Origin of the sequence: Collinsella aerofaciens (assembly GCF_039758815.1) — a bacterium.
GTDB lineage: Bacteria > Actinomycetota > Coriobacteriia > Coriobacteriales > Coriobacteriaceae > Collinsella > Collinsella aerofaciens_BP.
Map to the genome: position 1 here is coordinate 26,724 of NZ_JBDMSK010000004.1, position 14,431 is coordinate 41,154.

The following is a 14,431-nucleotide window of genomic DNA, read 5'->3' on the forward strand; positions in this document are numbered from 1 at the left end:
TTGCCTTGTGCTGTGCTGGTGACGAGGGGAGGTTGGCTTGGTTATCTTGGGCATTGACCCCGGTTTGGCCCATACGGGTTGGGGGATTATCGAGGAGCGGCGTGGCGAGGTTCGCTGCCGTGCCTACGGTTGCATCGAGACCAGCGCGGGCAGCCCGCTCGCGGTGCGCCTGTCGCATATCGCCCGTGACCTTAAGGATGTCGTCGAGCGTTATCGACCCGACACGGCTGCTGTTGAGAGCATCTACTTTGGCGCCAACGTTCGTTCGGCCATTCCCACGGCGCATGCCCGCGGTGCTGCGCTTGTGGCGCTTTCGGAGTGCGCGCTCGAGATTGGCGAGTACACGCCCATGCAGATCAAACAGGCTGTGGTGGGCACTGGCGCCGCGGACAAGCGGCAGGTCGCCTACATGGTACGCACACTCACACAGCTCGATCACGACCCGCATCCCGACCATGCCGCCGATGCCCTGGCCTGCGCCATCTGCCACGTAAACCTCAGCCGCACCCGCGCCCTCACCGGTGGCGAGTTCTATCAACAGAGAGGAACCGGATACTGATGATTTCCCAGCTCCACGGAACGCTTGTCGAGGCCACGATGAGCTCTGCTGTCGTCGATGTGTCGGGCGTTGGCTTTGAGCTCGGCATCTCGGGCAGCACTGCGGCCACGTTGCCGACGCCCGGTGGCGAGGTCTGCCTCTACACGCGTATGCAGGTGCGCGAGGACGCCATGACACTTTTCGGTTTTTCCTCAAAGGATGAGCGCATGATGTTCGACCGGCTCGTGTCCGTTTCGGGCGTTGGCCCGCGCCTGGCGCTTGCCGTGCTTTCCACCTATACCGTGGGACAGCTGTATTCGCTGGTGATGGCCGAGGACGACAAGGGCATGGCCAAGGTACCCGGTGTGGGCAAAAAGACAGCTCAGCGCCTGATCCTGGAACTCAAGAGCACCTTTGCCAAGGATAAGGGCTTTGTGCCGGTCGACGTGATTCCCGGACAGGTTGCGATGCCCGTGCCCGCTGCCGCTCCCTCGGTGATCGATGATGCCCGTGCGGCGCTCCTTTCCATGGGCTTTAGCCCGCAGGAGACCGATGTTGCCCTGAGCGGGTATGATGGGCAGAATATGCGTGTCGAGGATCTGCTCGGCGCGGCGCTTAAGCGACTCGGAATGGATGCGTGATGTGGGAAGCCGATGACTCTCAGGACTTGTGGGCGACGCCCGGTAACTCGCCGGCGGCATCCATGGCGCACGGCGAGCGCATGGTGGGCTCGGAGCTGACGGCCGAGGATCTCGATGTCGACCGCACTTTGCGCCCTCAGCGCCTGGACGATTACTGCGGCCAGGAGCACATCAAGCAGAGCCTGCGCGTGTTGATCGAAGCGGCTCAGAGCCGTGGCGAGACGCTCGACCACGTGATCTTCTCGGGTCCTCCGGGCCTGGGCAAGACCACGCTGGCCACCGTTATCGCCAACGAGCTGGGCGCTCAGATCAAGACCACGAGTGGCCCTGCCATCGCGCGCACGGGCGACCTGGCGGCCATCCTTACTAACTTGCAGCCGGGCGATGTGCTGTTTATCGACGAGATCCACCGCCTCAACCGTTCGGTCGAGGAGGTCCTGTACCCCGCGATGGAGGACTTTGCCCTCGATATCGTGATTGGCAAGGGTCCGGCGGCGCGCTCGATTCGCCTGGATATCCCCAAGTTTACGCTGGTGGCGGCTACGACCCGCTCAGGCATGTTGACCGGCCCGTTGCGCGACCGCTTTGGCATTTCATATCGCCTGGATTACTACACGGTCGAGGAGCTCGCGCAGATTGTGACGCGCTCGGCGACTATCCTGGGCGTGACGATCGACCATCCCAGTGCACTCGAGATCGGCTCGCGTTCGCGCGGCACGCCACGTCTTGCCAACCGTCTGCTCAAGCGCGTGCGCGATTACGCACAGGTGCGCGGCAACGGCCCCATCGAGCTCGATATCTGTCGCCAGGCGCTCGAGTTCTTCGAGATCGACGAGCTCGGTCTGGACTGGATGGATATTCGCATTTTGGAGACGCTCGCCAAGACGTTCTCCGGTCGCGCCGTGGGACTTACGACCCTTGCCAGCGCGGTGGGCGAGGACCCGGGCACGCTCGAGGATGTCTATGAGCCCTATTTGCTGCAGTGCGGATTGATGATTCGTACGCCGCAGGGCCGTCAGGCAACCCTCCGCACCTTTGAGCACCTGGGGATTGAACCTACCGTTTAGGGCGTTTTGTTTTGGCGGGCTGTTGGACTATCGCTGGGCATCGGGTAAACATATCGCCGTTCATCGGTTATGGGCGTTTTACTATTGCGCGCCCGTGCTATGCTGAATTGGTCTTTTTCTCATTCGGTAACGAAAGGACCGCCCATGCCTACTGACATCGAAATCGCACGTTCTGTCACGCCGCTGCCTATTACCGAGGTGGCCAAGAACGCCGGCGTCGACGTTAAGCACCTTATTCCGTACGGCTTCGACAAGGCTAAGGTCGACTATTCACTGCTCAACGAGCCGACTGATCACCAGGCCAAGCTCGTCCTCGTGACCGCTATCAACCCAACGCCCGCGGGCGAGGGCAAGACCACCACGACCATCGGTCTGGCCGATGGCCTGCGTCGTCGCGGTATCAAGAGCGCCGTGGCCCTGCGTGAGCCTTCGCTCGGTCCCGTCTTTGGCGTCAAGGGCGGTGCCGCTGGCGGCGGTTGGGCCCAGGTCATTCCCATGGAGGACATCAACCTGCACTTTACCGGCGACTTCCATGCCATCGGTGCTGCCAACAACCTGCTGGCCGCCATGCTCGATAACCACATCCAGCAGGGCAATCAGCTCGGTATTGACGTTAAGCGCATCACCTGGAAGCGCGTCGTCGACATGAACGACCGTCAGCTGCGCCATGTTATCGATGGCATTGGCGGTAAGGCCCAAGGTGTGCCGCGCGAGGACGGCTTCGACATCACCGTTGCCTCCGAGGTCATGGCAATCCTGTGCCTGTCTACGAGCATCAACGACCTCAAGGAACGCTTGGGTGAGATTGTCGTCGGCTATAGCTTTGCCGGCGAGCCCGTCCGTGCCCGCGACCTCAAGGCCCAGGGTGCCATGGCCGCGTTGCTTAAGGACGCGCTTAAGCCCAACCTGGTGCAAACGCTCGAGGGCACGCCCGCGTTTGTCCACGGCGGTCCCTTCGCCAACATTGCCCACGGCTGCAACTCTATTATGGCCACGCGTATGGCGATGCGCTTTGGCGATGTTGCCATTACCGAGGCCGGCTTCGGTGCCGATCTGGGTGCCGAGAAGTTCCTCGACATCAAGTGCCGCATGACGGGCGTTCGCCCCAGCGCCGTCGTGGTCGTCGCGACCGCTCGTGCGCTTAAGTACAACGGTGGCGTCGCCAAGGCCGACCTCAACGAGGAGAACCTCGAGGCACTCAAGGCTGGCATGCCCAACTTGCTGCGTCATGTCGACAACATCCAGAACGTTTATGGTCTGCCCTGCGTGGTCGCCATCAACCGCTTCCCGACGGACACCGAGGCTGAGCTTGCACTCATCGAGTCCGAGTGCCAGAAGCTCGGCGTCAACGTTAAGCTTTCCGAGGTCTGGGCCAAGGGCGGCGAGGGCGCGCTCGAGCTGGCCGATGAGGTCATGCGTCTGATTGAGCAGCCGAGCGAGCTCAAGTTTGCCTATGAGGACGGCGCTGATGTCGCTGATGCCCTCGAGGCCGTTGCCACCAAGGTCTACCGCGCCGACGGCGTTGACTTTACGCCGGCCGCCAAGCGCCAGCTCGCCGAGCTGCGCGAGAACGGCTTTGGCAACCTGCCGGTGTGCGTCGCCAAGACGCAGTACAGCTTTAGCGACAACGCCAAGGCCCTGGGCGCTCCCGAGAACTTCCGCATCACCGTGCGTGAGCTCAAGGTTTCCGCCGGTGCCCACTTTGTGGTCGCGCTGACCGGCAGCGTTCTGACCATGCCGGGTCTGCCCAAGGTGCCCGCGGCCGAGAACATCGACGTCGACAACGACGGCAACATCACCGGCCTGTTCTAAGTCTGCTGTCCATAGCTGCTTGTCCGCCCCGCCGTGCCCACAAGGCCCGGCGGGGCTTTTTGATCCTTAGGCCCGCGCATGTCTTGTAGATACCGACGGACTCTGCCCATCATAGGCTTTTGCGCGGGTAGAATGCATGGATAACTTGAGGCTCACGCGCGACGGAAAGGAATCGTTGCATGGATCAGGACAAGACAACCGTGATGGGCGGCTACGGTTCCGCGCAGGCTGGCGATAGCGCCGATGCGACCCGCGTTGTTCCCAACCCCGGTTATGCCGACCCCGCCGCGACGCAGCCTTCTGCCGAGCCCACCCGGGTTATGGGCTATGGCGACACGGCGCAGGATTCTTACGCTGCATCTTCGCAAGGCCCCTATGGCAACGCAGCTCCGGATCCGTTTGATTACACGCCGCAGGATTCTTATGCTGCCTCGACGCCGAATCCCTATGACAACCTGCCGCAGAATCCCATTCTGCAGCCTCAGCAGACGACGTATATGCCTCGCACGGCGCAGCCTCGCTACGAGTCGCGCGAGCCGTATCGCGAGTACCCCAAGTCGATTCCGCAATATAGCGAAGACGAGGAGAAGAGGCCGTCGCGTTCGTCGAGCGTGATCAAGAAGATCCTCATCGTGCTGGCGATTTTCTTTGCGCTGTCGGTTGTGTTTGCCATCGTGTCGGGCATGCTCAACAAGCGGGGGAGCTCAACGGCCGATACCGCTGCCGAGCAAACCGAGTCCGCCTCGTCTAGCACCGTCGATCTGAGCGATATCCCGGGGCAGTATTGGTCCAACGCCAAGAAGCTTCTCAAGTCGCGCGGCGCCGATCTTTCGAATGCCGTGGTCCTGACTGATGATGGCTCAACGCCCGTCGTCGATGCCAACTGGGTCGTTACTTCTGCCTACTATAACGACAGCGGCAACCTCGAAATTCAGCTCACGCACAAGGACGGCTCGTCGGGCAACGCGTCCGGCGACCAGGGCGGCGCGGACAGCTCGAGTTCCAATACGCTGGAGGACTTGAGCAACAAGGCGCAGGAGTTGGGAGACAAGGCGCAAGAGCTGGGCGACACGGCACAAAACCTGGGCGATACCGCGCAGAACTTGGGCGGCTTGGCGACGGATGCCTGGAACGCCCTGCAAAACGGCATCTCGGGCGCGCAGGGAAACTAGCTGTTAAGCAGGCTACAACTGCTCGGCCGGACGCTCGGGCGAGCTAAAGCCCGAATCAAACGTGACGACGCATGAGGCATCGGGTCGGCGCTCGTGCACGATGCGCGTGACGAGCTCCAGCAGCTCCTCGTCGGATATGTCAAAGCCGTCGGGACGCACCAGGTCAAACGAAACGAACCCGTCGTGCTCGTGCAGGTCGTGGATGGAGAGCGCGGGATCGATCTGCATGACGCCGCGCTTGACCCAGCTGCGCAGGTCGTCGCTGGTGGTGGCGATGGGGTCGCAGTGCAGCGTGATATCGATGCCCATTTGGCGCTTGATGTCGTGCTCGATGGTGTCCAAAATCTCGTGGTGCTCAAATGCGTCGCCCTCGCCGGGCATCTCCACGTGGGCGCTGGCAAACTGACGACCGGGGCCGTAGTCGTGCACCATCAGGTCGTGTGTGCCCAAGACCTGCGGATAGGACATGATCTTATCGCGGATTGCCTGGACGAGCTTGGGGTCGGGCGCTTGCCCCAGCAATGGGCTGATGGCGTCGCGCACTAGGCCCATGCCGCTGATGCAGATGAAGATGCCCACACCCAGGCCTGCCCAGCCATCGAGGTCAAAGCCGGTCGTCTGCGAAATAAGCGCCGCCACCAAGACCGAGCCCGAGGTGATGACGTCGTTTTTGGAGTCCTGCGCCGTGGCGATGAGCGTCTCCGAGTCGATGCGGTCGCCCAGCGTGCGGTTGAACGCGGCCATCCAGAGCTTTACGAGCATGGACGTAGCCAGTGCCGCAAGGGGAATGAACGTGTAAGCGGTGGGGGAAGGCTTGATGATCTTGGTGACCGACTCGAGGATCAGGTTGATGCCGACGGCGCAGACCAGGACGGCGACGAACAGGCCGGCTAGGTACTCATAGCGGCCGTGACCATAGGGGTGGCCTTCGTCTGCCGGGCGGCTGGCAAGGCGGAACCCGAGCAGGCTCACGATGTTGCTCGAGGCATCGGAGAGGTTGTTGAAAGCGTCGGCGATGAGGGAGACGGAGCCGGCGAGCAGGCCCGCGATGCCCTTTGCCAGGCACAGGGTGATGTTGAGGCCAATGCAGACGAGGCCTGCGGAAAAGCCCGCGTTGGTGCGGCAAGATGCATCGACCGGCTCGCTCTCGCTGCCGGGAACAAGCGTATGTACCAGCCGATTTACAAATAGCATAGCGGTCGTCCTCACAATCATGTTTAAGGGGATAGTGTAGCTCGCGCGGGGGCGCCGTGCACCGATGCTCAGAAAATGCAGCAATAGTCTGCCGGTGCTAACGAGCGAGCCTTCTCGTCTGCCTGGGTGGTCCATTTTGGGCCACATGGGTATGGGCATGTGCCTGTTTGCTCGACATACTTAATGTCGACAGCCCCTGTGCAAAGGAGGACGTTTCCATGGACGAGATGTTTGCCATTAAATGTCAAAACTGCGGCGGCCCTATGTACTCGCACCAAGCTAAGCGCAGCTTTGAGTGCGCTTATTGCGGTGCGGTCATTCCGTGGCAGGCGGACGCCGGAGAGCCCAAGAGCGCTTTGGGCATTCGCCATACGCCGTTGACGGTAGTGGATGGACTGCTCAAGCTCACGCATGTGTCGCAACTCGAGCGCCCGGAGGACCCGGACTGGTATTTCTTCAATTCGCACTGGCGCAATCAGTCGGTCCTGGAACATCTGCTGTGGGAGGACCGCGGCACGGCGCAGGAGTTCCAAGAAGCGACGCACGTGAGCATTCCTTGTCCCTTCTGCGGAGCGTCCTTTGAGGGCGAGTCAACGCAGCGTGTGTTTGAGTGCCCGTCCTGCGGCAACAAGATCGGCATTGCCGACCTGCTCAAGCCCGGTACCTTCAGCAAGCGTCTGACCATGGGCGTGGGTGCAGAGTATGTGCCGGAGCAGGGTATTCCCTGCGAAATCTCGCCGCAGCAGGCACGTGCCAACGCGCTGCAGCTGGTGCGCCAGTATCCGGATGCCTTTGCCGGGCACGACGTGGAAGACGCGATCCAAAACGACATGATGCTCTTCTATTTCCCCATGGCGCTGGCGGACTTGCGCATGATGGCGAGCTTCCCGGGCAAGGGCCTGAGCAAGGAGGCCTTGGTGTACTACGAGGTGCTCGACTGGGCATACCCCAGGGCAAACTACCTGGACGTTCGCCTCATGGGCATTTTGGAGCCGTGGGACTTTGCCAAGGTCGGTCCGTTCGATCCCGCCATGCAGGAAGGTGACTTTCGCGTTGTCTCAGTCGATGCGTCTACCAAGGACCAGGTGGTCATTGATAAGTTGGCGCTCGACGTTGCGGGCAACGACGCCGAGGCTGTACTGGGGCTCAATAAAAAGAGCATTCGCATGTGGGCGCGCAAGGCCCGCAAACATAAGGACGGCCTGGTGATGGTGCCGGTCTACTTTGTCGATCGTCCGGCGACAGACGGCCGCGATGGCGAGCAGGTGCGCATTGCCGTAAACGGCCAGACGGGCCGCGCGGCCGCGGTGGTGTTTAGCGACAAGCGCGAAACGCATATCGTGGCGCCGCTCAGCCCGAGCCTGCATCTGTCCGGTGAGAGCACCGTGCACGCCACGCCCGTCGAGGTCAAATACGTTAAATCGCCCTTCCTGTACCAGATCGTGCGCCGTGGAGGCGGCGAGCAACCGCGCCAGGTGGCAGCCGCAGCCGAGGGCTCCTACCGAGAGGAAAAGCCCAAGCGCAAAGGATTGTTCGCTGCGATCTTTGGGAAGTAGGGGAGCACTGCCGGTTGGCGTTGTAATGCGATAGTCAGGGGCACGGGGCGGCTCGCAGGAGTGCGAGCTGCCCCGTTTTTGTGTGATACGGATGCTTCTCGAGATTAAGTTAGAGGAGCGCCCTAAAACAGGCAGCTCTCAATCAGTTCCTTACCGCGCAGGACATCAATCCACTCCTGTGGGATGGCGTCCATACCATAGGCTGTGCCCGCGAGGGCGCCTGCGACGGCTGCGGTGGTGTCGGTGTCGTCGCCCAGGTTGACGGCGGTAAGCACGCAGTCTTCGTAGCTGTTGGTGTTGACGAAGCACCAGGTAGCGGCTTTAAGCGTATCGCGTACGAAGCCGCCGGACCTGATTTCGTGCTCGGACACGTCTTTCAGGTGGAGTGCCCACGAGGGGAGTGCGCCGTACATCACGCCCCTCATCAGCTCGACAAATATGATGCATGCGTCGGTTGACGTTCTGTGGGCGTGCGTGATTGCTGAGACCTCGCGGATCTCGTCGTCTGTCGCGTCGGTGTACGCCAGGGGCGCGATACGCATGAGCGATCCGTTGCCATTGTCGCGCTCGCCGGAGCCGCCCTTGCCAGAGCGAAGTGCGCGGGCGGTCGTGCCGCCGTAATCGAAAACGCCGTCGATCGTATAGTCGCCGCGGGCAATCCAGCTTACGAACTTGTCGCGCATGTCTGCGGTGTCGATATGCCCGAGCTCCCTAATCGAGTCGCAGGTTGCAAGCGTCATGGACGTGTCGTCGCTCCAGGTGCCCGCGGGCTGCCCGTGCGTGCCGTAGCCGATCATGTCGGTGCATTCGAACGTGCCGCGGGGCCTAAACTCATAGGGGACGCCCAGCGCGTCGCCGACGGCAAGCCCGTAGATGCAGCCGCGCAGCGTCGGTTTTGATGTCTCTGCCATGTTGGACTCCTTCTGTGTCGAGCGATTTGAGGCGCACCTAAGTGGCCTTCAGCTGTGCCGATCTATCTATCACCCCAAGCATAAAGTCTCGCACGGACACGAATCTAGATGCCTTCTGAGTGCCTTCGTGTAGGGGTCTTGGAGCGATTAAAATGTGACGATGGAGACAGTTTTAGCGAACCCCATGGGAGTGACGCACATGGACAACAACACCTTGCTGTTCCAGGACAAGGGTTCAGGCAGGTTTAAAGACGTCAAGATCTACCCTAACCGCATCGAGGTGCTCAAGAAGGGCACTTTTGGTGGCAAGCACACCGAGATTGTCTACCTTAAGGACATCACGGGGGTCAACAGGATCAAGGGCCGCGACGTTTTCCTACGCAACAGGCTGCTAACTGCCTGTGTCTTTTGCCTGAGCAGCCGCTCCCGGGCTCAGGAATTCGTCAACGTGCTCAATATGGTGATGTGACCGGGCGCTTTCGAACACAAAAAAGCGGGATGCAAGGAGTCGCACCTTGCATCCCGGCTGAGCTAAAACGGCGCTGCTGCATGCCGTTGGAGCTTTAGCGCTTGATCTCGATATCGTCGAGCTTGACGTCCATTGCCTCGGTCTTGGCCTTGGCGATATCATCGGCAAATTCCAGAGACTTCATCATGGTTTCGACGGCATCCTTGTGCTCCTCGACGTTGTCGATGCGCACGTAGACGCTGCCGCCGCCTGCTTCGGTGAAGTACTCAGTCGTCACGCCGCCCGAGTGTGTATAGGAAGCGTTGCGCCAAGTCTTGCCGTTGTACTTGACGGGGTCATTCTCGGTCCACTCAAAGCTGGCATTCCACTTTGCCTCGTAGTCGAACAGCTCGTCGGCGTTCTTGTCAGGATCGAAGACGGGGATGAAGCGATCGCTGGCGTGCTCGCTCTCGGTGAACTTAAACTGGGCCCTATCGGCCGTGTCGCCGGCGACGTCGGTGATCTCGACGCCCTCGGGGACCTCGACCTTAAACCAAATGAAGTCGGTCCTCATATCCACGGCTGGCTTTTCTGCTCCGCCGCCACCGCCACTGCCGGTAGTGCCGCCGCTTCCGCCACAACCCACCAGGGCAACCGCGGCAAAGAGACTGATGCAGAGGGTGAGAATCGCAAAGGCCTTCTTTTTCATGGTCGTGTCCTCCTCGATCTGTAACCGCCCATGGATTACCTGCCTTTACTGTACGCGCGGACGGCTCGCTAGGGTGGGCCATGTGTCCCATTCTGAGGGCCGGATTTGCGCCTTTAAGTGGCAATATGTCCGGACGCAAAAGAGGGGAGGGCCGGCGCCGTCGGCCCTCCCCGGGTTGGGCGCCCGTTCATTTAATGGGGCGTTCGTGCGGGCGTGCGCGAACCCTTGCTACTTGATCTCGATGCTCGAAATCTCGACGCCGCGGGCCTCGGTGACGGCCGCCTTGATGTCGTCGGGGAACTCGATGGAGTTGAGGAGCGTCTCGGCTTCTTTCTTGTGAAGGTCGACGTTCCTAATCATGATATAGATGCTTCCCGTGTCGACGTCGGTAAAGAGGTAGGTATAAGTGCCGCCGTTGTCCTTGCACGTTCCGGTGAGCCATGTTCTGCCGTTGTACTCGACGGGGTCGCCATCCTCCCACTGGAACGTTCCGGTGTGCCTTTCGGCCTGCTCTGCAAAGGACTCTTCGGCCGTCATCTTCTCTTGCCAAACGGGGATGAAACGGTCGACTGTGGTGTTCTCGTTCTCGGGGAAGGTGAGCTGGACCCTGTCGGCGTTCTTGCCGGCGGAGTCGCTCACGCCAACGCTCTCGGGCATCTCGACCTTAAACCAGATAAAGTCGGTCTTTGCGGCTGCGGGGGCCTTTTCCTTGCTTTCGCTCTTGGCGCTGCCGCTGGGGCTTCCGCTCGATGCGCTCCCGCCGCAGCCCACAAGGGCGAGCGCGGCAAAGAGGGCGATGCAGAGGGAAAGGATCGATAGAGTCTTTTTCTTCATGGTGGCGTCCTCCTTGTCTGTCGGTGACATCACGGCGCCGCATGCTGTTGGGGTACTGATTGCGCTGGCGGCGGATGTCTCTGTGTGCTGTGCGGCTTATGCCTCCGTTCATCGCTTGTGGCCGTTGCGCGGCCGTGCCCCAACGGGTTCCTTACTTATAGATATGCCCCAGTCTGTGACGTCCGGAAGTCTCGAAAGGTGGGCCATGTGTCCCATGTTTGCGGCGCCGACGCCTATCGTTCGTCATAGAAATCCGCGATGGCCAGGTGTGCTGACGCTCATGTGCTTATGGGCTAGACTTAGCATTATTACGTGTTTGATGCGGTTGGTCGGCGGTTGCCGCCCGACCGATCTATATGACTTGAAGGTGCATACGTATGAGCCAAGAGATGATGGACAAGACCTGCCGCGGGTTTGCCGAGGCGCTGGCCGCGCGCGAGCCGGTTCCCGGCGGTGGCAGCGCGAGCGCCTTTGTGGGCGCGCTGGGCGCCTCGCTGTGCGGAATGGTCGCACGCTACGGGGCAACCAATCCCGCGCTTGTCGATCGCGCAGACGATCTGACGCGCGCATTTGCCCAGGCAGACGAGTTGGCACAGGAGCTAGTGGGCCTGGTTGCCGAGGATGTTCGTGCGTACGGCCAGGTGTCTGCGGCATACGGTATTCCTCGTGATGACCCGGCTCGACCCGTGGCGATTCAGGACGCGTTGCGTGTGGCGGCCATGCCTCCGTATCGGATCATGGACACCTGTGGGCGCGCGCTGGCGCTGCTCGAGGACATGGCAGACAAAGGCTCGCGCCAACTGCTGTCCGACGTGGCGTGCGGTGCCGTGTTCTGCCGCGCCGCCATGCAGGGTGCGAGCCTGACACTCTTTGCCAACACCACATCTATGAAAGACCGGGCGCGCGCCGAGGAACTCGAGGCAGCGTGCGACGATCTGCTGGATACGTGGCTGCCGCGCGCCGATGCGCTGGCGCGCCGTGCTGCCGACGCCGCAAGGAAGAGGGGGTAGCCATGGCCGAGCTGTTGAAGGGCGCTCCCGTCGCCCGTGCTTTGACCGAGGAGCTCGCCGCTCGCTGCACGGCTTTGCGCGAGCGCGGCGTTGTTCCGACGCTGGCCATCGTGCGTGTGGGCGAGCGCGAGGACGACCTGTCCTACGAGCGCGGCGCCCTCAAGCGCTGCGAGAAGGTTGGCATTGAGGTTCGCCGCCTTTTGCTTCCCGCCGATGTTTCGCAGGACGAGCTGTTGGCGGCTATTAAAGACATCAATGCCGACCCCGCTGTTCATGGCTGCCTGATGTTTCGTCCGTTGCCCGCTGGGCTTGACGAGGATGCGGTTGCCGCGGCACTCGATTCCGCCAAGGACGTCGACTCCATGACGCCGGCCTCGCTGCTCACCACGCTTTCGGGGCGCGGCGAGGGCTTTGCTCCTTGCACGGCTGAAGCCGTGTTGGCATTGCTGGACCATTACGGCGTTGAGCTGGATGGGGCCAAGGTCGCGGTTGTTGGTCGGTCGCTGGTGATTGGTCGTCCCGTAGCCGCCATGCTTACGGCTCGCAATGCCACGGTGACGACGTGCCATACGCATACGCGCGACTTGGCTGCCGAGTGCCGTGTGGCCGATATTGTGGTTGCGGCCGTTGGACGCGCGCGCACGATTGGCGCGGATGCGGTTCGTGGGGGTCAGACGATCATCGATGTTGGCATTAATTGGGACGAGGCCGCTTGCAAGCTGGTCGGGGACGTGGATTTTGATGCTGCGGAACCGATTGTTGGCGCAATTACTCCCGTGCCGGGCGGCGTGGGGGCTGTAACGACGGCGATTCTCGCCAAGCACGTGATCGAGTCGGCGGAGCGCGCATCGAAATAGTCGTTTTTGACCACAGGGGTTGCCGGGGCGGCTGTTTCGCCCTTTTTGCGCCGAAGCGATACACTGTTGCCGTTTGATTTCTTCGCTCAAGGAGGATGCGCATGCCGTGCACAACGATTTTGGTTGGTAAGAACGCGAGTTACGACGGCTCGACGCTTGTCGCCCGCAACGAGGACTCGTCCAACGGGGTGTTTGAGCCCAAGCGCATGCGCGTGGTGCATCCCGACGAGCAGCCGCGTGTCTACACGAGTGTTCTGAGCCACCTGACCGTTGAGCTGCCCGACAATCCCATGCGTTACACAAGCGTCCCCGACGTTGTCCCGGGCCATGGCATTTGGGCCGAGGCCGGCTTCAACGAGCTCAACGTTGGCATGTCCGCAACCGAGACGCTTACCACCAACGAGCGCGTCCGCGGCGCCGATCCGCTCGTGGACTACGTGCCCGCCAAGGGTAACGAGGGCGAGGACGGCTATGTTCCGGCACAGCCCGGTGGTCTGGGCGAGGAGGACATGGTGACCCTGGTCTTGCCGTACGCCAAGTCCGCCCGCGACGGCGTGCGCATCTTGGGTGACCTGCTCGAGCGCTATGGCACCTACGAGAACAACGGCATCGCCTTTAGCGACGTGGATGAGATCTGGTGGCTCGAGACCATTGGCGGCCACCACTGGATTGCCAAGCGCGTGCCCGATGACGCCTATGTGACCATGCCCAACCAGCTGGGTATCGATAGCTTTGACCTGGACGACGCCGAGGGCGCCCAAGCCGACCACATGTGCTCCGCCGACCTGCGCTCCTGGATGGCCGAGTGGCATCTGGATTTGACGCTGGGCGTCGAGGGCGACGGTCCCGCAACGGTCTTTAACCCTCGCGAGGCCTTTGGCTCGCACAGTGACAGTGACCACGTCTACAACACGCCGCGCGCCTGGTATATGCAGCGCTGCCTCAACCCCAGCGATGTGTGGGACGGTCCCGAGGCCGACTACACGCCCGAGAGCGACGACATCCCCTGGAGCCGCGTGCCCGAGCGCAAGGTGACCATCGAGGATATCAAGTATGTGCTTTCGAGCCACTACCAGGGCACGGAGTACGACTGCTACGGCAGCAAGGGCACACCCGCCACGCGCGGCGCCTATCGTCCCATCGGCATCAACCGCAACAGCCAGCTCGCCGTGCTGCAGCTGCGCCCCTATGCCGAGCCGGCATACCGCGCCGTGCAGTGGATGGCCTTTGGCTCCAACTCGTTTAACGCGCTGGTCCCGCTGTATGCCAACGTCGAGACCATGCCCGAGTACTACGCCGACACCCAGGCTCGCGTGACATCCGAGAACTTCTATTGGGCGAATCGCCTGATTGGCGCCCTGGCCGATGTCCGCTTCCATGAGTGCGGCCGCGCGGTGGAGGACTACCAGGAGAAGGTCGGCGGTATGGGCCACAAGCAGATCCACGACGTAGACGCTGCTGCAGCCACTCTGCCCGAGGCCGAAGTGCCCGCCGAGCTCGCCCGCGCCAACGAGGCCTTTGCCGAGCTCATACGCGTGGAGACCGATGCCCTGTTGGGCAAGGTGCTTTACACCACGAGCTGTGCCATGAAGAACTCCTTCGCGATGAACGACAACGTAAGGTAAAGACAACCTTGCAGCGAGCGAGGCAAACGCCGTCAAAGGCTTTGCCCCGCTCGATTT

14 protein-coding genes are annotated in these 14,431 nt (G+C 61.7%); 10 read left to right on the top strand and 4 right to left on the bottom strand.

Annotated features, from left to right (window positions below):
* Window positions 1–37: 37 nt before the first annotated feature.
* The 5 genes from ruvC (at window position 38) to ABHT90_RS03795 (ending at window position 5,230) form a co-directional block, all read left to right on the top strand.
* Window positions 38–559 (top strand): crossover junction endodeoxyribonuclease RuvC, encoded by a 522-nt coding sequence (gene ruvC, locus ABHT90_RS03775; protein WP_118405685.1) that lies wholly within the window; start codon window positions 38–40, stop codon window positions 557–559.
* Entirely contained in the window at window positions 559–1,179 is a 621-nt protein-coding gene (gene ruvA, locus ABHT90_RS03780; RefSeq protein WP_271736621.1) for a Holliday junction branch migration protein RuvA, read from the top strand. The genes ruvC and ruvA overlap by 1 nt, the downstream gene beginning before the upstream one ends.
* Entirely contained in the window at window positions 1,179–2,246 is a 1,068-nt protein-coding gene (ruvB, locus tag ABHT90_RS03785; RefSeq protein WP_022095140.1) for a Holliday junction branch migration DNA helicase RuvB, read from the top strand. The genes ruvA and ruvB overlap by 1 nt, the downstream gene beginning before the upstream one ends.
* A 144-nt stretch (window positions 2,247–2,390) precedes the next feature.
* Window positions 2,391–4,058 (top strand): formate--tetrahydrofolate ligase, encoded by a 1,668-nt coding sequence (locus ABHT90_RS03790; protein WP_152068300.1) that lies wholly within the window; start codon window positions 2,391–2,393, stop codon window positions 4,056–4,058.
* Window positions 4,059–4,237: 179 nt separating this feature from the next.
* Window positions 4,238–5,230 (top strand): hypothetical protein, encoded by a 993-nt coding sequence (locus ABHT90_RS03795; protein WP_346981668.1) that lies wholly within the window; start codon window positions 4,238–4,240, stop codon window positions 5,228–5,230.
* A 12-nt stretch (window positions 5,231–5,242) separates the two neighbouring features.
* Here the strand turns inward: ABHT90_RS03795 and ABHT90_RS03800 are convergent, their stop codons facing one another.
* Window positions 5,243–6,424 (bottom strand): cation diffusion facilitator family transporter, encoded by a 1,182-nt coding sequence (locus ABHT90_RS03800; protein ID WP_346981669.1) that lies wholly within the window; start codon window positions 6,422–6,424, stop codon window positions 5,243–5,245.
* 218 nt (window positions 6,425–6,642) lie between these two features.
* Here ABHT90_RS03800 and ABHT90_RS03805 point away from each other — a divergent pair, with 218 nt between their 5' ends.
* A complete protein-coding gene (locus tag ABHT90_RS03805) occupies window positions 6,643–7,980 on the top strand; it encodes a TFIIB-type zinc ribbon-containing protein (protein WP_346981670.1) in 1,338 nt (445 codons plus the stop codon).
* 122 nt (window positions 7,981–8,102) lie between these two features.
* Here the strand turns inward: ABHT90_RS03805 and ABHT90_RS03810 are convergent, their stop codons facing one another.
* Window positions 8,103–8,891: an ADP-ribosylglycohydrolase family protein gene (locus tag ABHT90_RS03810; RefSeq protein WP_346981671.1), complete on the bottom strand. Its 789-nt coding sequence runs from the start codon at window positions 8,889–8,891 to the stop codon at window positions 8,103–8,105.
* A 199-nt stretch (window positions 8,892–9,090) separates the two neighbouring features.
* Here ABHT90_RS03810 and ABHT90_RS03815 point away from each other — a divergent pair, with 199 nt between their 5' ends.
* A complete protein-coding gene (locus tag ABHT90_RS03815; protein WP_346981672.1) occupies window positions 9,091–9,360 on the top strand; it encodes a hypothetical protein in 270 nt (89 codons plus the stop codon).
* Window positions 9,361–9,454: 94 nt separating this feature from the next.
* Here ABHT90_RS03815 and ABHT90_RS03820 read toward each other — a convergent pair whose 3' ends face one another.
* Complete coding sequence (locus tag ABHT90_RS03820) at window positions 9,455–10,048, bottom strand: hypothetical protein (protein ID WP_346981673.1); 594 nt, start codon at window positions 10,046–10,048, stop codon at window positions 9,455–9,457.
* A gap of 228 nt (window positions 10,049–10,276) precedes the next feature.
* Entirely contained in the window at window positions 10,277–10,882 is a 606-nt protein-coding gene (locus tag ABHT90_RS03825; RefSeq protein WP_346981674.1) for a hypothetical protein, read from the bottom strand.
* Between the two features lie 377 nt (window positions 10,883–11,259).
* On the opposite strand from ABHT90_RS03825, the gene ABHT90_RS03830 reads away from it, so the two are divergent.
* From ABHT90_RS03830 to ABHT90_RS03840, 3 genes are all read left to right on the top strand, one after another.
* A complete protein-coding gene (locus ABHT90_RS03830) occupies window positions 11,260–11,892 on the top strand; it encodes a cyclodeaminase/cyclohydrolase family protein (protein ID WP_346981675.1) in 633 nt (210 codons plus the stop codon).
* A 2-nt stretch (window positions 11,893–11,894) separates the two neighbouring features.
* Entirely contained in the window at window positions 11,895–12,749 is an 855-nt protein-coding gene (locus ABHT90_RS03835) for a bifunctional 5,10-methylenetetrahydrofolate dehydrogenase/5,10-methenyltetrahydrofolate cyclohydrolase (RefSeq protein ID WP_346981676.1), read from the top strand.
* 101 nt (window positions 12,750–12,850) lie between these two features.
* Window positions 12,851–14,374 carry a C69 family dipeptidase gene (locus ABHT90_RS03840; RefSeq protein WP_346981677.1) on the top strand — a complete coding sequence of 508 codons (1,524 nt, stop codon included), beginning with the start codon at window positions 12,851–12,853 and terminating at the stop codon, window positions 14,372–14,374.
* Window positions 14,375–14,431: the final 57 nt, after the last annotated feature.